General features: G+C 71.3%; 16 protein-coding genes. 15 read left to right on the plus strand and 1 reads right to left on the minus strand.

Annotated features, from left to right (window positions below; all coding sequences use genetic code 11):
* Positions 1–75: 75 nt before the first annotated feature.
* The 12 genes from KRR55_RS04120 (at position 76) to KRR55_RS04175 (ending at position 12,642) form a co-directional block, all read left to right on the plus strand.
* The gene (locus tag KRR55_RS04120; protein WP_217387798.1) at positions 76–846 is read left to right on the plus strand and encodes an SDR family oxidoreductase; all 771 of its coding nucleotides are present in this window, start codon (positions 76–78) and stop codon (positions 844–846) included.
* Positions 843–1,583, plus strand: a complete 741-nt coding sequence (locus tag KRR55_RS04125) for a sirohydrochlorin chelatase (RefSeq protein WP_336245031.1) — start codon at positions 843–845, stop codon at positions 1,581–1,583. The genes KRR55_RS04120 and KRR55_RS04125 overlap by 4 nt, the downstream gene beginning before the upstream one ends.
* Positions 1,584–1,659: 76 nt before the next feature.
* Positions 1,660–3,375, plus strand: a complete 1,716-nt coding sequence (locus tag KRR55_RS04130; RefSeq protein WP_217387799.1) for a nitrite/sulfite reductase — start codon at positions 1,660–1,662, stop codon at positions 3,373–3,375.
* The gene (locus KRR55_RS04135; RefSeq protein ID WP_217387800.1) at positions 3,372–4,094 is read left to right on the plus strand and encodes a phosphoadenylyl-sulfate reductase; all 723 of its coding nucleotides are present in this window, start codon (positions 3,372–3,374) and stop codon (positions 4,092–4,094) included. Before KRR55_RS04130 ends, KRR55_RS04135 begins: the two co-directional genes overlap by 4 nt.
* A 47-nt stretch (positions 4,095–4,141) precedes the next feature.
* Positions 4,142–5,065, plus strand: coding sequence for a sulfate adenylyltransferase subunit CysD (cysD, locus tag KRR55_RS04140; RefSeq protein WP_217387801.1), 924 nt, complete (start codon positions 4,142–4,144; stop codon positions 5,063–5,065).
* Entirely contained in the window at positions 5,065–6,432 is a 1,368-nt protein-coding gene (locus KRR55_RS04145) for a sulfate adenylyltransferase subunit 1 (RefSeq protein ID WP_217387802.1), read from the plus strand. The genes cysD and KRR55_RS04145 overlap by 1 nt, the downstream gene beginning before the upstream one ends.
* Positions 6,433–6,513: 81 nt before the next feature.
* A complete protein-coding gene (locus KRR55_RS04150) occupies positions 6,514–7,644 on the plus strand; it encodes an ABC transporter substrate-binding protein (protein ID WP_217387803.1) in 1,131 nt (376 codons plus the stop codon).
* Positions 7,641–8,363 (plus strand): ABC transporter ATP-binding protein, encoded by a 723-nt coding sequence (locus tag KRR55_RS04155; RefSeq protein WP_217387804.1) that lies wholly within the window; start codon positions 7,641–7,643, stop codon positions 8,361–8,363. Before KRR55_RS04150 ends, KRR55_RS04155 begins: the two co-directional genes overlap by 4 nt.
* The gene (locus KRR55_RS04160) at positions 8,353–9,255 is read left to right on the plus strand and encodes an ABC transporter permease (RefSeq protein ID WP_217387805.1); all 903 of its coding nucleotides are present in this window, start codon (positions 8,353–8,355) and stop codon (positions 9,253–9,255) included. The genes KRR55_RS04155 and KRR55_RS04160 overlap by 11 nt, the downstream gene beginning before the upstream one ends.
* Before the next feature lie 65 nt (positions 9,256–9,320).
* Positions 9,321–10,574: a uroporphyrinogen-III C-methyltransferase gene (gene cobA / locus KRR55_RS04165; RefSeq protein ID WP_217387806.1), complete on the plus strand. Its 1,254-nt coding sequence runs from the start codon at positions 9,321–9,323 to the stop codon at positions 10,572–10,574.
* Positions 10,575–10,623: 49 nt separating this feature from the next.
* A complete protein-coding gene (locus tag KRR55_RS04170; protein WP_217387807.1) occupies positions 10,624–12,129 on the plus strand; it encodes an FAD-dependent oxidoreductase in 1,506 nt (501 codons plus the stop codon).
* Between the two features lie 138 nt (positions 12,130–12,267).
* Positions 12,268–12,642, plus strand: a complete 375-nt coding sequence (locus KRR55_RS04175) for a DUF898 family protein (RefSeq protein WP_254455838.1) — start codon at positions 12,268–12,270, stop codon at positions 12,640–12,642.
* 53 nt (positions 12,643–12,695) lie between these two features.
* Here the strand turns inward: KRR55_RS04175 and KRR55_RS04180 are convergent, their stop codons facing one another.
* A complete protein-coding gene (locus tag KRR55_RS04180; protein WP_217387808.1) occupies positions 12,696–14,408 on the minus strand; it encodes an HNH endonuclease signature motif containing protein in 1,713 nt (570 codons plus the stop codon).
* Between the two features lie 397 nt (positions 14,409–14,805).
* Here KRR55_RS04180 and ileS point away from each other — a divergent pair, with 397 nt between their 5' ends.
* Genes ileS through KRR55_RS04195 form a run of 3 tightly spaced genes read left to right on the plus strand, consistent with a single transcriptional unit; the run spans position 14,806 to position 19,938 of the window.
* On the plus strand, positions 14,806–18,111 hold the full coding sequence (gene ileS / locus KRR55_RS04185; protein WP_217387809.1) for an isoleucine--tRNA ligase: 3,306 nt from the start codon (positions 14,806–14,808) through the stop codon (positions 18,109–18,111).
* The gene (locus KRR55_RS04190; RefSeq protein WP_217387810.1) at positions 18,108–19,472 is read left to right on the plus strand and encodes a bifunctional folylpolyglutamate synthase/dihydrofolate synthase; all 1,365 of its coding nucleotides are present in this window, start codon (positions 18,108–18,110) and stop codon (positions 19,470–19,472) included. The genes ileS and KRR55_RS04190 overlap by 4 nt, the downstream gene beginning before the upstream one ends.
* Positions 19,473–19,476: 4 nt before the next feature.
* Positions 19,477–19,938: a DUF4233 domain-containing protein gene (locus KRR55_RS04195; RefSeq protein WP_217387811.1), complete on the plus strand. Its 462-nt coding sequence runs from the start codon at positions 19,477–19,479 to the stop codon at positions 19,936–19,938.
* Positions 19,939–19,940: the final 2 nt, after the last annotated feature.

A 19,940-nucleotide genomic window follows, 5' to 3' on the forward strand; every position in this document is an offset into this window, starting at 1 on the left:
GGGACCGGTGCCTCCCCGCGCCACGAACCGACATGGCGCTTGGGGGCCGGCCGACCTGCTGGATAGGCTTTGGTCATGTCATCACAGAATCCAGTCATCCAGCACGCAGCCGTCGTCACCGGGGCCTCCAGCGGCATCGGGGAGGCCACCGTCCGCGCCCTGACCGCCTCCGGATGGAAGGTCTACGCGGTTGCCCGCCGCGCCGAGCGGCTTGCGGCGCTCGCCGGGGAAACCGGCGCCGTGCCGGTTCCCGCGGACGTCACCGACGACGCCCAGGTCGCCGCCCTGCTGGCGGCCGTCGAGGCCGGCGGAGGCATCGACACGCTGATCAACATCGCCGGCGGCGCCCGCGGCGCCGACTACCTGGCCGAGGCCAAGAACGAGGACTGGGACTTCATGCTCCAGGCCAACGTCATGGGCACGATGAAGATGACCCGCGCGTTCCTGCCGATGCTCCGCGCCCACGGCGAGGGCACCGTGCTCAACCTGACCTCGACCGCCGGGCTGGTCAGCTACGAGGGCGGGTCCGGCTACAACGCAGCCAAGGCGGCGCAGCGCGCACTCACCCAGGCGCTGCGGCTGGAGGAGGTGGAGCACAACGTGCGGGTCATCGAGGTGCTCCCGGGCCTGGTGCACACCGAGGAATTTGCGCTGCGCCGCATGGGCGGGGACCGCGAGTTGGCCCAAAAGCCCTACGCCGGGGTGGCCAAGCCGCTGACCGCGGAGGACATCGCCGACGTCGTTTCCTACGCCGTCAACGCCCCGCACCACGTGAACCTCGACGAGATCGTCGTCCGCCCGGTGGCGCAGGCCGCGGCCCACAAACTGATCCGCGGCCAGGCGTGAGCGGCACCGCCGGCGGCCCGGGGCCGGGGCGGCTGCACGTGGTTGCCTGCGCCCACGGCACCGACAATCCCCACGGGCGGCGGCTCGTCGACGGGTTGCGCGACGACCTTGCCGTGCAGCTCGCGGCCGACGGCATCGATGCGGCCGTCCACGAGGCCTACGTCGATGTGCAGGAACCCCGGCTGGGAGCGGTGCTTGCCGCACTGCCTCCCGGCGAGGAAGCCATCGTGGCACCCCTGCTGCTCTCCGAGGGCTTCCACAGCCGCGTGGACATCGCCGATGCCGCGGCCGCGCGCCCGCACACCGGCGTGAGCGCACCGGTGGGCCCGGACCCGCGACTGGCCGCGGTGCTGGCCCGCCGGCTGGCCGAGGCAGGGCACCGGCCCGGGGACGCGGTGGTGCTCGCCGCGGCGGGCACCCGCGTCGAGGCCGGAGCACTGCAGGCGGCCCGGATGGCCGGGCTGCTGGCCGCAGAACTGGGCCAGGAGGTCGCGGTGGCCTATTGCTCGGCAGCCGCGCCGTCGGTGCCCGAGGCCGTGGCCGCGGCCCGCGCCGAGGGGGCCCGCCGGGTGGGCGTCGCCAGCTTCCTGCTGGCCCCGGGGTTCTTCCACGACCGGCTGGCCGGAAGTGGCGCCGACTATGTGTCGGGGGCGCTGCTCCCAGGCGTCACAATCGCGAAATGTGTCGCCGGAAGACTCTCAGAGGCCCTGTCCGCGGGGTCCGCCGACACCGAATAGGTCGCCGCGTTACGGCGTGACGCCGCGGGTCGGTGGCGTTGGCGGGCCGCCGCGGACCCGCCCTAGTGTCGAAGCCATGACACAGGCAACCGACACCCCGGCACGCACCCGGCCCGCCCGCCCGGCGGCCAAGCCGCACGGACAGTGGAAGATCGACGGGCCCGCCCCGCTGAACGCCAACGAGGCGTTCAAGGCGGACGACAACGGGCTGAACGTGCGCGAGCGCATCGAAACCGTCTACGCCCGCGGCGGCTTCGACTCCATCGACCCCACCGACCTGCACGGCCGCTTCCGCTGGTGGGGCCTCTACACCCAGCGCAAGCCCGGCATCGACGGCGGGCGCACCGCCACCCTGGAGCCGCACGAGCTCGAGGACCGCTACTTCATGCTCCGCGTGCGCATCGACGGCGGCACCCTTTCCACCGACCAGCTGCGCACCATCGGGGGGATCTCCCGCGACTTCGCCCGGGACACCGCGGACGTGACTGACCGGCAGAACATCCAGCTGCACTGGATCGATGTGGTGGACGTGCCGGAGATCTGGCGTCGGCTCGAGGCCGTGGGCCTGGACACCACCGAGGCCTGCGGGGACGTGCCCCGTGTCATCCTCGGCTCCCCGGTGGCGGGCATCGCGAAGGACGAGATCCTGGACCCGACCCCGGTCATCGCCGAGATCCGTGAGCGCTTCATCGGGGATCCCGAACTGGCGAACCTGCCGCGCAAGTTCAAGACAGCCATCTCCGGTCACCCGTCCCAGGACGTGGTGCACGAGATCAACGACATCGCGCTCATCGCCGCCATTCACCCCGAGCTCGGACCCGGCTACGACCTGTGGGTCGGCGGCGGACTGTCAACCAACGCCCGGCTGGCCGAGCGGCTTGGTACATTTATCCGCCCCGAGATCGCCGCGGACGTGTGGCTGGGGGTCGTGTCGATCTTCCGCGACTACGGGTACCGGCGTTTGCGCAACAAGGCGCGGCTGAAGTTCCTGATGGCCGACTGGGGACCCGCGCGCTTCCGCGAAGTGCTGGAAACCGAGTACCTGGGCTACGCACTGCCCGACGGGCCGGTGCCGGATGCTCCCACCACGCCGGGGGACCACGTGGGGATCCACGAGCAGAAGGACGGACGCTTCTACATCGGCGCCAGCCCGAACGCCGGCCGTCTCTCCGGCACGCTGCTGCTGGAACTGGCCGACCTGCTGGAGCGCCACGGCTCCAGGCGCTTGCGCACCACCCCGCACCAAAAGCTGCTGGCACTGGACATCCCGGGTGAGTCGGTGGCCGCCGCAGCCGCGGAGCTTGATGCCCTGGGTCTGGCCACGGCTCCCTCGATCTTCCGCCGCTCCGCGATCGCCTGCACCGGCATCGAGTTCTGCAAGCTGGCGATCGTTGACACCAAGGACACCACCATCGCGGCTGTGGCCGAACTCGAGGCACGCTTCGCCGCCAAATCGGCGGTGCGGCTGCCCGCGGCCCTGAGCCTGCACGTGAACGGCTGCCCGAACTCCTGCGCCCGGATCCAGACCGCCGACATCGGGCTCAAGGGCCAGCTGCTGCCAGATGGCAACGGCGGGCAGACCCCCGGATTCCAGGTCCACCTGGGCGGGGGACTTGCCACCAGCGAACGCGGGGAGGCGGGGCTTGGCCGCACCGTGCGTGGACTCAAGGTCACCGCGCAGGAGCTGCCCGACTACATCGAGCGGGTACTGGAAAACTACTCGGCCGGTTCCCAGGACGGCGAATCCTTCGCCACCTGGTCACACCGCGCCGCGGATGAGGACGTTGTATGAACGCCGCCGACCTAAAGACCGCTGACAGCGTGGCCGCTGACCGCGCGCTGGCCGAGGCCGGCGCCGCCGAGCTGGGCCTTGACGCCTCCGCCACCGAGGTCATCGCCTGGGTGGCGGCGAACTTCTCCGTTGCGGAGGTAGCGGTCGCCTGCTCGATGGCCGACGCCGTGTTGCCGGCGGTCGTCGCCGAGCAGCTGCCCGGTGTCGACGTGCTCTTCCTGGAGACCGGCTACCACTTCGCCGAAACCCACGCGACCCGCAACGAGGTCGCGGCCTCCCTGGACGTGCGGATCGTCGACGTCCTGCCCGTGCGCACGGTCGAGGAGCAGGACGCCGAGTACGGGCCCAGGCTGCACGAGCGCGACCCGGGCACATGCTGCCGGCTGCGCAAGATGGAACCGCTGGCCCGGGCGCTCTCCGGCTACCGGCTCTGGTTCACCGGGGTCCGCCGCGAGGAGGCCCCCACCCGCACCAACACCCCGCTGATCACCTGGGATGCGGCGCACGGACTGATCAAGGTCAACCCGCTGGCCGGCTGGAGCTTCGACGAGCTGATTTCCCACGCCACCACGCACAGCGTCCCGGTGAACCTGCTGCTCTCCAACGGCTACCCCTCGATCGGCTGCGCCCCCTGCACCCGGCCGGTGGCCGAGGGCGAGGACCCGCGGGCAGGCCGCTGGGCCGGGGTCGCCAAGACCGAATGCGGCATCCACCAATGAGCCTCGCCCGCACCCCCTACCACTTCCCACCCACGAAGGAGCCAGAGATGAGCATCACCGCACCGGAGATCACGGCACCGTCCGTCGACGTGCTGGACGCGTTGGAGGCCGAATCCATCCACATTCTGCGCGAAGTCGTTGCCGAGTTCGAACGCCCCGCCATGCTGTTTTCCGGCGGCAAGGACTCGGTGGTCATGCTGCACCTGGCCACCAAGGCCTTCTGGCCCGGGGTTGTCCCCTTCCCGGTGCTGCACGTGGACACCGGGCACAACTTCGACGAGGTCATCGAGTTCCGGGACGCCACGGTCCGCGAGCTGGGGCTGCGCCTGGAGGTGGCACGCGTGCAGGACTACATCGACGACGGCCGGCTCACCGAGCGTGCCGACGGGACCCGCAACCCGCTGCAGACCACCCCGCTGCTCGACGCCATCGAGGCCAACAGGTTCGATGTGCTCTTTGGCGGCGGGCGCCGCGACGAGGACAAGGCCCGGGCCAAGGAACGCATCCTCTCGCTGCGCGACGAGTTCGGGCAGTGGGACCCGCGCAACCAGCGCCCCGAACTGTGGAACCTGTACAACGGGCGCCACACCCCGGGCCAGCACGTCCGCGCCTTCCCCATCAGCAACTGGACCGAGCTGGACATCTGGCGCTACATCGAGCGCGAGAACATTGCGCTGCCCTCGCTCTACTACGCCCATCAGCGCGAGGTCTTCGAGCACTCCGGCATGTGGCGGGCCGTCGGCGCGTTCAGCCGGCCCGGGGACGGGGTGCCCACGGTGCGCCGCACCGTGCGCTACCGCACCGTGGGGGACATGTCCTGCACCGGGGCGGTGCTCTCCGAGGCCGACACGGTCGCGAAGGTCATCGCCGAGGTCGCCACCACCACCATCACCGAACGCGGGGCCACCCGCGCGGACGACCGCATCTCCGAGGCGGCCATGGAAGACCGCAAGAAGGACGGGTATTTCTAATGAGCACCACGAACCTGGACATCGCCGCGGACACCGCCGCGCCGCAGCTAGGCCGACGCGGGCTCTTCCGCTTCGCCACCGCCGGCTCGGTGGACGACGGCAAGTCGACACTCGTTGGCCGGCTGCTCCACGACGCGAAGGTGGTCCTCGCCGACACCCTCGAGACCCTGGCCCGCACCTCCGCCGCCACCGGCTTCGGCGGCGGGGACGGCACCCTGGATTTGGCGCTGCTCACCGACGGGCTGCGCGCCGAGCGCGAACAGGGCATCACCATCGACGTGGCCTACCGCTACTTCTCCACCGGGGAGCGCTCCTTCGTGCTCGCCGACTGCCCCGGACACGTGCAGTACACCCGCAACACCGTCACCGGCGCCTCCACCGCCGATGCCGCCATCGTGCTCATCGACGCCCGCAAGGGGGTGCTGGAGCAGACCCGCCGGCACCTGGGCGTGATCGGCCTGCTGCGCGTGCCCAACGTGGTCATCGCGGTGAACAAGATCGACCTGATCGACTACGACGCCGGGCGCTTCGCGGACATCGCCGCCGACGTGGCCGCGGTGGCCGCGGGCCTGGGGCTGCCGGTGCCGCACACCCTGCCGGTCTCCGCGCTGGTCGGGGACAACGTGGTGGAGCGCTCCGCGCGCACCCCCTGGTACACCGGGGAAACGTTGCTGGGGTTGCTCGAGTCGCTGCCCACGCGCGATGAGGCACAGGCCATCGCCGAGGACTTCCGCTTCCCGGTCCAGCTGGTGCTGCGCCCCCAGGGTGCGCTGGCCCCGGGGCTGGCGGCGGAGGAGTTCCGCGACTACCGCGCCTACGCCGGGGCCATCACCGAGGGCTCGATCGCCGTGGGGGACGCCGTCACCATCGCCTCCCCGGGGGCGCCGCGCCGGGACACCACCGTCACCGCGATCGATGCCGCCGGGGTCCGGCTGGATTCCGCCGCGGCGCCGGCCTCGGTGGCGCTGCGGCTTGCCGACGAGCTGGACATCGCCCGCGGGGACACCATCGCGGCGGCCGGCACGCTGCCGGACTCCTCGGCTGACCTGTCCGCCCGGCTGTGCTGGCTCTCGCCCAAAACGCTGCACCCCGGCGCGAGCGTGCTCATCAAGCACGGGACCGCGACGGTGCGGGCGAAGGTCACCGCCATCGAGGGCCGGCTGGACCTGGAGGACTTCGGGCTGCTGCCCGCCGCCGGGCTGGAACTGAACGACATCGGCGCGGTGGCACTGCGGCTGGCCGGCGAACTGCCCACCGAGCCCTACGCCCGCCACCACCGCACCGGGGCGTTCCTGGTCATCGACCCGCAGGACGGCAACACGCTGGCCGCCGGGCTGGTCGGCGACCGGCCCGTGACCGCCGGCTAGCGCCGCCGGTCCGCACCGCCGCACCCCGCATTTCTCCCACCCCGCTCCCGCACCACATCGACTACGAAGGACACCTGCGCCATGGACACCATCCGGTACACCGCCGCCGGGCCGCACCGCGGCCCCGGCCGGCGTGCCCTGCTCGCCGGCGGCACCGGGCTGCTGGGCCTGCTGGTGCTCGGGGCCGCCGCCACCACCACGGTGCCGCGGCCCGGGTCGGCGGGCGCGGCGCCGGCCTCTGGCGCGCCCGCCCTGCGGCTGGGCTTCTTCGCCAATCTCACGCACGCGCCGGCGCTCGTGGGCACCGCCAGGGGCCTGTTCGCCCGCGAGCTGGAGGGCTCGGGCACCACGCTGGAAACGAGCATCTTCGGGGCCGGCCCCGCCGCCGTCGAGGCGCTGAACGCCGGGGCCATCGACGCCGCCTACCTGGGGCCCAACCCGGCGATCGCGGCGTTCACCTCCAGCGGCGGGCGCGGGCTGCGCGTGGTGGCCGGGGCCGCGGCGGGAGGGGCCCAGCTGGTGGTCCGCGCCGGGATCGCCGACGCCGCAGCCCTGCGCGGGGCGACGCTGGCCACCCCGCAGCTCGGCGGCACCCAGGACGTCGCCCTGCGCACCTGGCTCGCGGCCCGGGGGCTGGAAACCGACCTGCGCGGCGGGGAGGTGGCGATCACCCCCACCGCCAATGCGCAGACGCTGGAGCTTTTCCGCTCCGGGGCCATCGACGGCGCCTGGCTGCCCGAGCCGTGGTCCTCCCGGCTGGTGCTGGAGGCCGGCGCGCGCGTGCTGGTGGACGAAGCCGAGTTGTGGGACGGGAAGGACACCGGCGCGCCGGGCAAATTCCCCACCACGGTCCTCGCCGTATCCCCGGACTTCGCCGCCCGCCACCGGGAAACCGTCGACGCGCTGCTGCGCGGCCACCTTGCCGCGCTGGACTGGATCAACACCGCGGCCCGGCCCGAGGTGCTCACGACGCTGAACACCCAGCTGGAGCGGCTTGCCGGTGCAGCGCTGGAGCCCGCCGTGCTGGAACGCGCGCTGGGAAATCTGTCCTTCACGGCCGACCCGCTGGCAGGCGCCTACCCGCGGCTGCAGGCCAACGCCGTCGCCGCATCGCTGGCCGAGCCCGCAGGCCTCGACGGGCTGGTGGACACCTCGTTCCTGGATGCGGCCCGGACCGCACGCGCCGATGGCGGAGCGGGGGCGGGCGCATGAGCATCGTCATCGAGAACCTCTCCAAGGACTACGGCGCCGCGCCGGTGCTCTCCGGCATCAGCACCACAATCGAGACGGGCGAGTTCGTGGCGGTGCTCGGCGCCTCGGGCTGCGGCAAGTCCACGCTGCTGAACGTGATCGCCGGGCTCGAACCGCCCACGGCCGGATCCGTCAGCGTCCCGGCGGGAGGTGCCGCCTTCATGTTCCAGGACGCCGCGCTGCTGCCCTGGCTCACCGCCCGCGCCAACATCGAGCTCGCCCTGGAACTGCGCGGCATCCCGCGCGCCGAACGCCGGGAACGGGCCGACGGTCTGCTGGAGCTGGTCCACCTCTCCGATGCCGGGGCCAAGCGCCCGCACGAGCTTTCCGGCGGCATGCGCCAGCGCGCCTCGCTGGCCCGCGCGCTCGGGCAGGACAGGCCGGTGCTGCTGATGGACGAGCCGTTCGCGGCGCTGGATGCGATCACCCGCGACCTGCTGCACGACGAGCTCGAACGGCTATGGCGCGCCCACCGGCGCACCGTGGTGTTCGTGACGCACAACGTCCGCGAGGCCGTGCGGCTGGGCCAGCGCGTGCTGCTGCTCTCCTCCCGCCCCGGGCGCGTTGCCGCCCAATGGCAGATCGACGCATCGGTGCGCACCGACCCGGCCGCGGCCGCGGCACTGACCCAAGACATCACCGCCCGGCTACGCGAGGAGATCCGCCACCATGCCCACTAGCGCCACCGCGACCGTCGAAAACCGGATCGAGGGCACCGTCGAGGACCTGAGGGAACTCGAGGCCGGCCTGGACCACCTGCAGGAGGGCCCCGCGGCCCCGCGGCGGCCCGCCGCCACGCGGGTGCTGCTGCCGCTGGGCACGCTGCTGGCCCTGCTGAGCCTGTGGCAGCTGGTTGCCTGGTTCGCCTCCCCGCGCGTGGACCTGGTCCCGGGCCCCGGCGAGGTCCTGGGCGCCGCCGCGTCGCTGGCCGCCGACGGCAGGCTGGTCGAGGCCGTGGCGACCTCGCTGCAGCGCGGCGTGCTCGGCTTCCTGCTGGCACTGGCCATCGGCACCCCGCTGGGGCTGCTGCTCTCGGCCTCCGCCGTGCTGCGCCGCGGGATCGGCCCGCTGGTCTCCGGCCTGCAGGTGCTGCCCAGTGTCGCCTGGGTGCCGGCGGCCATCATCTGGTTCGGCCTCACCGACGCCACCGTCTACTTCGTGGTCGTCATGGGCGCCACCCCGTCGATCATCAACGGGTTGCTCTCCGGCGTGGACACCGTCCCGCCGCAATACCGGCGGCTCGGCACGGTGCTCGGCGCCTCCCGCGCCCAGGGCCTGCTGCGCATCGTGCTGCCGGCGGCGCTGCCCGGCTACCTGGCCGGGCTCAAGCAGGGCTGGGCGTTTTCCTGGCGCTCGCTGATGGCGGCGGAGATCATCGCCGTCGGCGGGTCGATCGGCTTCGGCCTGGGCTCGCTGCTGCAGCAGGGCCGGGACCTGTCCTCGATGGCGGTGGTCTGCTGCGCGATCCTGGCCATCCTGGTCGTCGGCATCGTGATCGAGCTGCTGGTCTTCGCCCCGCTGGAGCGCAGGCTGCTGCGCCGCCGCGGCCTGGCCCCGGGGGCCGGGCGATGAGCCGGCGGCAATCCCGCCACCCGCACCACCCCACCCACCATCGGACCCACCCCAGGGAGCAGGCCATGACGGCATCCAACGATTCACCCATCCACCCGCTGGCCCTGCGCCTGGCCGGGAAGGACGTGCTCTGCGTGGGCGCCGGAAAGGTGGCGGCACGACGCATCGCCCAGCTGCTGGAGGCCGGCGCGAAGATCACCGTCATCGCCCCGGAGGCCGTCGGGCCGATCGCCGAGGCCGCGGCCGCCGGGAAGCTGCTCTGGCTAAGGCGCGGCTATGCGCCCGGGGACCTGGAGGGCATGTGGCTGGCCCACACCGCCACCGGGAACACGGAGCTGGACGCCCGGGTCTCGGCCGATGCCGACGCGCGGCGGACCTGGTGCGTCAACGCCTCGGACCACGCGGCCTCCAGCGCCTGGACCCCCGCCGTCGCGCGGACCGGGGAGGGAACCACCGTGGCGGTCACCGCCGGCGGGGACCCGCGCCGGGCCGCCGGGCTGCGCAACGCCATCGCGCTGGCAGCGGACACCGGGCTGCTGCCGCTGCGCCGCCGCCGCTCCGGGCCCGGCTCCGTGGCCCTGGTCGGGGGAGGCCCGGGCGATCCCGGGCTGATCACCGTCACCGGGCGCCGGCTGCTGGCCGCCGCCGACGTGGTGGTCGCGGACCGGCTGGGCCCGCGCGGGTTGCTGGGCGAACTCGACCCGTCCGTGCGCGTCATCGAGGTCGGCAAGGCCCCCGGCGACCACCTGGCCACGCAGGATGAGATCAACGCGGTGCTGGTCGCCGAGGCACGGGCGGGCAACCGCGTGGTGCGGCTCAAGGGCGGGGACCCGTTCGTGCTGGGCCGCGGCGGCGAGGAAGCGGCCCACTGCCGTGCGCACGGCGTCGAGGTGTCCGTCGTCCCCGGGGTCACCAGCGCCATCTCGGTGCCCGCCGCCGCCGGGATCCCCGTCACCCACCGCGGGGTGGCCACCGGCTTCTCGATGGCCACCGGGCACGAGGAGCTGGCCGAACTGCCGGCCCGCCCCGACCACACCCTGGTCCTGCTCATGGGCGTGGCCCGGCTGGCACGCAACGCCGCCACGCTGCTGGGCCGCGGGCTGCCCGCCGACACCCCCGTGGCGATCATCGAGCGCGGCTGGTGCCCGGACCAGCGCATCACGATCGACCGGCTCGATGCCATCGCCGCCACCGCCGCGCGGATCGGCGTGGCGAACCCCGCGGTGATCGTCATCGGCGACGTGGTGCGCATCAGCCCGCACGCCGCCGGGGCCCTGGCCCCGGCCGCGAACACCCGGCAGCTGCTGCCCGCCGGCTGAGCACACCCCAACACCCCACCAAACCGGCCATACCCCCAGGAGGACCCCCATGCCCCAGAAACACCCATCCGCACCGGCACCGGCGGCGACACCCGCCGCCTTCGCCGGCCGCCCGCTGCGCGTTGCCATCATCGGCGCCGGCCCCGCCGGAGTGTACGCCGCGGACATCCTGACCAAGGCCGAGCGCGACTTCGAGCTCGCGATCGACCTCTTCGACCGCTACCCGGCACCCTACGGGCTGATCCGCTACGGCGTCGCCCCGGACCACCCGCGCATCAAGGGCATCGTCAAGGCGCTGCACAAGGTGCTGGACCGCGGGGACATCCGCTTCTTCGGGAACGTGGACTACGGAACCGACCTGTCGATCGCGGAGCTGCGCGAGCACTACGACGCCGCCATTTTCGCCACCGGCGCCATCAACGACGCGGACCTGAACATCCCGGGCATCGAGCTGGAGGGCTCCCACGGCGGCGCGGACTTCGTCTCCTGGTACGACGGGCACCCGGACGTGCCGCGCACCTGGCCGCTGGAGGCCACGGAAATCGCGGTGCTCGGCAACGGCAACGTGGCCCTGGACGTGGCCCGCGTGCTCTCCAAGCACCCCGAGGACCTCTTGGTCACCGAGATCCCCGAGAACGTGTACCGGGGCCTGGCCGCCTCCCCGGTCACCGACGTGCACGTCTTCGGCCGCCGGGGACCTGCCCAGGTCAAGTTCACGCCGCTGGAGTTGCGCGAGCTTTCGCACAGCCAGGACGTGGACATCGTGCTCTACCCGGAGGATTTCGAGTTCGACGCCGCCTCCGACGCCGCGATCAAGACCAACAACCAGGTCAAGACCATGGTCGGCACGCTGACCAACTGGCTGATCGAACAGGAGGAGCGCGAGGAACGGGGGGAGGCCGTCGACGCCACCGAGTCCGGGCGCCCGCGCCGCCGGCTGCACCTGCACTTCCTGCATTCCCCGGTGGAGGTCACGGGCACCGACGGCAAGGTCTCCGGCATCAGGTTCGAGCGCCAGGAGCTCGACGGCACCGGAAACGCGCGTGGCACCGGCGAGTTCGTCGACTACCCGGTCCAGGCCGTCTACCGCGCCATCGGCTACTTCGGCTCGGCGCTGCCGGAGATCGAATACGACGGGCGCACCGGCACGGTGCCCAACCTCGAGGGCAAGGTGCTGGATGCCGCCGGCACCCAGGTGCCCGGGCTCTACGCCACCGGCTGGATCAAGCGCGGCCCCATCGGGCTGATCGGCCACACCAAGTCCGACGCCGCCGAGACCATCGCCCACCTGCTCGCGGACCTCAACGAGCTGCCGGTTGCAGCGAACCCCGCACCCGATGCGGTGACCGCGCTGCTGGACGCCAAGAAAGTCGCCTACACCAGCTGGGACGGCTGGATCGCGCTGGATGCGCACGAGCAGGCGCTCGGGACCGCGGCAGACCCGGCGCCTACCCCGCAGGGACCGGTGGCGCGCGAGCGGGTCAAGGTCGTTGACCGCGCCGAGATGGTTGCAGTGTCCCGCGCGGTGGACGAGCCGGCGGCCTCCCGCGGCTGAGCCGGCGGCCACCGGGCCGGACGGGCGTTCGGCGGCGGGTGTCGGCAAAACGTGGTCGTGCCCGGCTAGGCTCGGGGGACAAGCGCGGATGGTCGGCACCTCGCCGGCCATCCGTTCGGCACCAGGGGGAGAAGCGTCATGAGCATGCAGGCCAGCGGAAACAACCAGCCCGGAACGGGTGTTGCGGCACTGGGGAACTTCCCGCCCGGAACACCGGTCTTCGAATTCCGCGGGGGAGCGGCAACGTGGTTCGGCACGCAATTGCTGGGCATGGCCATCACCATCTTCACGCTGGGGATTTGCTATCCCTTTGCGGTGGTGCTGGTGGAGCGCTGGCGGGCCAGGAACACCTTCCTGATGGGTAGGCCGCTGCAGTTCGCCGGCACCGGGTGGGGTATCTTCGGGCTGTGGGTGAAGTGGTTCCTGTTGTGCATCATCACCCTGGGCATCTATTCGTTCTGGGTGTACCCGCGCCTGACGGCGTGGAAGGTCGAAAACACCGTGTTGAACTAGACGTCACTTTTGCGCCGTGCCGCGGGCGGCCTGCCGCTCCCGAGGTGAGGGGATCAGGCCGCCCGCTGGGGTTCGGCCGCGGGGTGGAAGATCCAATTGAGCCGCGGCAGCTGCAGGGGATCGCGGGATGCGGGCAGGATGACATAGGGCCTCCCGCGGATCATCTCGATCCGGAACCTGCCCGCGTGGTACGCCTGGTGGCACATTGGACACAAGAGGCAGCCCCGCGAGACATCGGTCCTGCCGCCGAGGTTCCAGGCATCCACGTGGTGCGCCTCGCACCGGTTCGGCGGCATGGTGCACCCGGGGTTGGCACAGCCCTTGTCGCGCACCGCGATGGCGCGGCGCTGGGCGCGGTTGAAGTATCGTCGTGTCCGCCCAAGCTCGAGCGGGACCCCGGCACCGTCCAGCACGCTCGGGATGATCCCGGCGTTGCAGGCGATGCGCCGGCAGCTGGCCGGTGAAATGTCTTCGCCGTGGTCGGTGATCCCGGCGGCATCGAGCTGGCCCATGAACGTTTCCAGGGTGATGGTCACGTTCATCGTGAAGTTGGGGGCCAATGGCATCTGCCCGTCGGCGGCATCCGGGGAGCCGGGTTCCGCCGGGCTGGTGGTGATGCGCACCGAATCGATGATGAGCTGGTGCAGGCGGCGGGCCCGTTGGCGGCTCAGCGCAGCCTCGATCGATTCCCCGGGCCGCATCTCGACGGCGGGCTCCAGCTGCGGGGGCTGCCCCAGGTCGGTGAACCCTGCCAAGGGCCGTTCCCCGACCGGGGTGTTCTGGTCGATGGCCCATTCGGGGATGGGCGGGCCCGCCTCCGGGACGGGAGCGGGCGCAGTCCCGGCCCTGGTCCTGGGACTGTTGAGGATGTCGGCGGCGGTGGCCAGCAGTTCGTGGCCCTCCGCGGTGGTGATGACCTTGTACTCGTAGCCCTTGCGGGTGTGTCCGAGGTAGTAGGCGCCGACGAACATCTCCTCGGCCGCCTCGCGGCGGGTCGCCGTCGCATCGTCGAGCCGCTTCGCCTGGTCCTTGAGCAGTTTCTCGGTGCCCTGGGAATTGCGGGTGCGCGCGGCCTCGGCCAGCTCCGCCTCCAGCGCCCGGCCGGCCTCCCCGTCGTCCATCCGGTCGCGGGAGGGGGCGAGATTATCGAATTTCCGGGCCAGCGTGGCCAGCGCTTTCGGGTCCGCGGCGGCGTCGTCGAGCACCTGGCCCAGCAGCGGGAACCTCGGCGGGACGAGGGAGCCGTTGAACCCGGTGTGCGGGACCAGGTTCTCGGCGCTCTGCACGCGGTGCTGGGCCTGGAAGTGCGTGAGGTTCAGCTCGCCGGCCAGGAAATCGGTGTCGTCGCGGAACAGCGGCGTGGTCCCGGGACGCGTCGGCACATCGACCGGCAGCTCCGGTGCGGCGGCGAAGGCGACCGGATCGCGCAGGAGTTCGTTGAGTTCGGCCAGCGGCGCCTCGGTGATGGCGTGCACCTGCGCGTCGACGGCGCGGGAGGCGGCCAGCAGCTGGCCGTAGCCGGCCTGCCGGTGGATGGCCTCGGTGAGCGCCACGAAGGCCGCGGCAAGCACCGGGGACGAGCCGACGGAGGCGGCTGCCCGTTCGAGCACCGCCCGAAGCACCGGCGCGAGGATCGCCAGCTCGCGCAACCCATCGCCCCGGGTGCAGGGCTCCGAGGCCCGCTCGTCCGGGGTAGCGGTGGTGCAGGGAAGCGCCATCGACATGGCGTCCAGCACCGTCGCCGCAAGCGCTGGCGTGTTGGTCATGGATCCAGCATGGGCCGGGAACGCCGCCCGCGGGGCGGCCGCGGGGAAATTGTGGATAACCCGCTCCGGCGGCTCCCGGATCACCGCGATCGCCGGGATTGAGCGCCGGGCGCCAAGGCGCGCTAGACTTGTGGCAACATGACGTCGACCCGGCAATCACCGGCGAGTCCTTGGAAGAACGGTGAACACCCGGCGTGCCGGGGGAGAACCCGGTAGAACCAAGCGGGTAAGCCCGTCACAGCAGTCAACGAGCGGCCAGGGACGGTCCGGGTAATTCCGGGGCGAACCGGGCAAGCGGGGTGGTACCGCGAGGTGGAGCGACCAATTGCTTCGACTCGTCCCTGTGTTGGAGAACGCCTAAGCGCCCACGCGCCTTCGATCACCAGGACTGCCGCAGATGACCAGCTACCCCAAGGCCTCGACCGACCCGCATGGCACAACGCCATCCTCTCCCCGCTTCCCGGAGATCGAGGAACGGGTCCTTTCCTACTGGAAGGACGATTCGACCTTCCAGGCCTCCATTGACGCCCGCGATGCAGGTGTTGACGGGGCCAACGAGTTCGTCTTCTACGACGGCCCCCCCTTCGCCAACGGCCTGCCGCACTACGGCCACCTGCTCACCGGGTACGTCAAGGACCTGGTCGCCCGCTACCAGACCCAGCGCGGCTCCCGCGTGGAGCGCCGCTTCGGCTGGGACACCCACGGACTGCCGGCCGAGCTCGAGGCCATGAAGCAGCTGGGCATGAGCGACAAGGCGCAGATCGAGGCCATGGGCATCGACAAGTTCAACGACGCCTGCCGCTCCTCGGTGATGAAGTACGCCGACGAGTGGCAGGACTACGTCACCCGCCAGGCGCGCTGGGTCGACTTCGAGAACGACTACAAGACGCTGAACGTCGAGTACATGGAATCGGTCATCTGGGCCTTCAAGCAGCTGCACGACAAGGGGCTGACCTACAAGGGCTTCCGCGTGCTTCCGTATTGCTGGAAGGACGAGACCCCGCTGTCCAACCACGAGCTGCGCATGGACGACGACGTCTACAAGGACCGCCAGGACCAGACCGTCACCGTCTCCTTCCCGCTGCTGGCCGGGGAGTCCGCGGTCTCCAAGGAGCTGGCCGGCGTGCAGGCCCTGGCCTGGACCACCACCCCCTGGACGCTGCCGACCAACCTGGCCCTGGCCGTGGGACCCGACGTCGTCTACGTCGTGCTGCCCGCCGGCGAGAACGGCGTGAAGGCCTCCGGGGCGACCGGCAGCTTCATGCTGGCCGAGGACCTGCTCGGCTCCTACGCCAAGGACCTGGGCTACGCCGATGCCGCCGCTGCCGCCGCCGCCGTCACCGCGCGCCACACCGGTGCGGACCTTGCCGGGATCAGGTACGCGCCGCTCTGGGACACCTTCGCCGACGTGGACACCTGGAACACCGGCAATGCGTGGCAGCTGCTGGTCGCCGACTACGTCACCACCACCGACGGCACCGGCATCGTCCACCAGGCCCCGGCCTACGGCGAGGAGGACCAGAAGATCTGCGAGGCCGCCGGCATCCCGGTGATCCTCTCCATCGACGAGGGCGCGAAGTTCCTGCCGGTGTTCAAAGGTGGCGAGCTGGCGGAAATCGTCGGCGTGCAGGCCTTCGAGGCCAACAAGGCCATCACCAACGTGCTGCGGAGCGATGCGCGCCTCATCAAGCAGGCCTCCTACGTGCACTCCTACCCGCACTGCTGGCGCTGCCGCACCCCGCTGATCTACCGCGCCATCTCCTCCTGGTACGTCGAGGTGACCAAGGTCAAGGACCGGATGCTGGAGCTGAACCAGCAGATCAACTGGATCCCGGAGAACGTGAAGGACGGCCAGTTCGGCAAGTGGCTGGCCAACGCCCGGGACTGGTCGATCTCCCGCAACCGCTACTGGGGATCCCCGATCCCGGTCTGGGAATGCGACGGCGCGAACTGCACCCACCGCGAGGTCCACGGCTCGCTGGATGAGATCAAGGCGGCCTTCGGGCGCCTGCCGCTGAACAACGAGGGACAGCCGGACCTGCACCGCCCGTTCATCGACGATTTGGTCCGCGCGCATGAGGGCTGCGCCGATGCCGGCACGCTGCGCCGCGTCGAGGACGTGCTGGACGTGTGGTTCGACTCCGGGTCGATGCCCTACGCCCAGGCGCACTACCCGTTCGAGAACAAGGAGTGGTTCGACACCCACCACCCGGCTGACTTCATCGTGGAGTACATCGGGCAGACCCGCGGCTGGTTCTACACCATGCACGTGCTCTCCACCGCGCTCTTTGACCGCCCCGCGTACAAGAACGTGATCAGCCACGGCATCGTGCTGGGTTCCGACGGGCAGAAGATGTCCAAGTCGCTGCGCAACTACCCGGACGTCAACGAGGTCCTGGACCGCGACGGCTCCGACGCCATGCGCTGGTTCCTGATGGCCTCCCCGATCCTGCGCGGCGGCAACCTGGTCGTCACCGAGCAGGGCATCCGCGAGGGCGTGCGCCAGGTATTGCTGCCGATGTGGAACGTCTGGCACTTCTTCTCCCTCTACACCAACGCCGCGAACGGCGGCGCGGGCTACGAGGCGAAGATCGCGCACAGCTCCACCGACCCGCTCGATGCGTACATGTTGGCTGCCACCGGGGACCTGGTCCGCGAGGTCACCGCGTCGCTGGATGCCTACGACATCTCCGAGGCCGCCGAAACGATCCGCCGCTACATGGACACGCTGACCAACTGGTACGTGCGCCGGAGCCGCCAGCGCTTCTTCGACGAGGACACCCGCGCCTTCGACACCCTGTACACCGCGCTGGAGACCCTGACCCGCGTCGCGGCCCCGCTGCTGCCGCTGGCCACCGAGGAAATCTGGCGCGGGCTGACCGGCGGGCGCTCGGTGCACCTGGCGCAGTGGCCCGACGCGGAACTCTTCCTCCGCGACGACGACCTGGTCGCCGCGATGGAGACCACCCGCAAGATCGCCTCGGTCGGCTCCTCGCTGCGCAAGGCGGCGAACCTGCGCGTGCGCCTGCCGCTGGCCGGCATGACCGTGGCCGTGCCGGGCGCCGCGGCGCTGGAAGGGACGTTCGCCGGGATCATCCGCGACGAGCTAAACCTGCGCTCGCTCACGCTCCTGGACGCCGGGCAGGCCGACGCCGGGCAATACGGCATCAGCCAGCGCCTGGTCGTCAACGCCCGCGCCGCGGGCCCGCGCCTGGGCAAGAACGTGCAGGTGGCCATCAAGGGCGCCAAGTCCGGGGACTGGTCGGTGGACGAGGCCGGAGTGGTCACCGCCGGGGGACTGGGGCTCCAGGAACACGAGTACACGCTCGAGACCGTCGTGGAGGCCACCGAGGGCGCCGACTCGATCGCCGCGGCGGTGCTGCCCGGCGGCGGCTTCCTGGTGCTTGACACGCAAGTCACCCAGGAGCTGGCGGCCGAGGGCACGGCACGGGACATGATCCGCGCCATCCAGTCCGCCCGCAAGGACGCCGACCTTCTGGTCTCGGACCGCATCCGCACCGAGATCACCGCCGACGCCGCCACCGTGGCGGCGCTGCACGCCAACGCCGAGCTCATCAAGGGCGAGACGCTCAGCCTCGGGCTGGTCCTGGTGGCCGGGCCCGACGGCCAGGCCCCCGTGGTCAGCGTCGAAACCGTTGCCGCGGCCGAGGCCGCCGACAAGGAAATGGGACCCACCACATGAGCAACACCTTTGACAGGTTCTCGGTAGAGAGCGTCTACGCGGAGCTTCTGGCCCGCGCGCCGGAGAACAAGATCGAGCCGCGCATGGAACCCATGCGCCGGGCCATGGAGATCCTGGGGGAGCCGAACAAGGCCTACCCGATCATCCACGTCACCGGCACCAACGGGAAGACCTCCACGGCGCGGATGATCGAATCCCTGCTGCGCGCCCACGACCTGCGCACCGGGCGCTACTCCTCCCCGCACCTGGTCTCGGTCACCGAGCGCATCGCGATCGACGGGGAGTCGGTGGACGATGAGACGTTCGTGCGGATCTGGGACGAGATCCGCCCCTACCTGCAGATCGTCGACGACGAGCTCGCCGCGAAGGGCGAGAACCGGCTGACCTACTTCGAGGCAGTGACCATCCTGGGCTTCGCGGTCTTCGCCGACACCCCGGTGGACGTGGCGATCATCGAGGTCGGCCTGGGCGGGATCACCGACGCCACCAACGTGGGCGACGGCCAGGTCTCGGTGTTCACCCCGATCTCCCTTGACCACACCGACCTGCTGGGCGACACCGTCGAGCTGATCGCCGACGAGAAGGCAGGCATCATCAAGCCCGGCGGCTTCATGGTCTCCAGCGCGCAGCCCGCCGACGCGGCCCAGGTGCTGCTGGAACGCGCCCGCGGGCTCGAGGTCCCCTACAGGTTCGAGGGCGTGGAATTCGGCGTCGAAAACCGCACCGTCGCCGTCGGCGGCCAGCAGATCGACCTGCAGGGCCTGGCCGGGCGCTACCCCGGCATCCTGCTGCCACTGCACGGCGAGCACCAGGCGCAGAACGCCGCCGTGGCCCTGGCCGCGGTCGAGGCGTTCATCGGCGGCGGGGAAACCCCGCTGAACCACGACCTGGTGATGGAGGGCTTCGGCGCCGCCACCAGCCCCGGGCGCCTGGAGGTCATCCGCAAGGCCCCGACGGTGCTGCTTGACGCGGGGCACAACCCCGACGGCATCCGCGCCTCGGCGGCCGCGGTGAAGGAATCCTTCGGCTTCACCAAGCTGGTGCTGGTCATCGGGATCCTGGCGGAGAAGGACGCCCCGGCCATGCTCGCGCAGCTGCGCGAATCCTACCTGGACCTCACCGAGGACATCTGCATCACCCAGTCCAATTCGCCGCGCGCCATCCCCGCCGGGGAACTGGCGGGAATGGCGCTGGAGGCCGGGTTCAACGAGGAGGACATCTTCGTCACCGAGCGCCTGGACGACGCCCTGGAATGGGCCGTGGGACGCTCCGAGGCCGGGGAGGACTTCGGCGGCGGCGTGCTCGTCACCGGGTCCATCACGCTGGTCGGCGAGGCCCGCATGCTGCTGGGAGGTGCCTAGCCACATGGCGAAAATGACCAAGGCGCAGCGCGAATGGCGCCCGGGAGTGCCGAAGAAGCCCCGCTCGACCCGTGTGATGTTCGCCTCCACGGTGCTGGTGCTCGAGGCGTTCCTGGCGATCTTCGTGGCGCTTGCCCTCTTCGGGCTCAAGCGCGAGGAACTGTCCCCGGTCCTGGTGATCGGCGCCGGCGCGGTGGTCGCGCTCATCTGCGTCTTCACCTGCGCGCTGCTGAAGAAACCGCTGGGATACGCCATCGGCTGGGCGCTGCAGCTGCTGTTCATCCTCACCGGGTTCCTGCTGACCTCGATGTTCTTCATCGGGGCCGCGTTCGCCGCCACCTGGTGGTACGCGGTCACCAAGGGCCGGTCGATGGACCTGGAGACGGCCCGCCGGGCCCGCGAGCAGGCCGCCTGGGAGGCGGCGCACCCGCCGGAAGATCCCGGCGCACCGACTGCCCAACCGTAGAA

The sequence above is a fragment of the Paeniglutamicibacter quisquiliarum genome (genome assembly GCF_019084045.1).
GTDB classification, from domain to species: Bacteria; Actinomycetota; Actinomycetes; order Actinomycetales; family Micrococcaceae; genus Paeniglutamicibacter; species Paeniglutamicibacter quisquiliarum.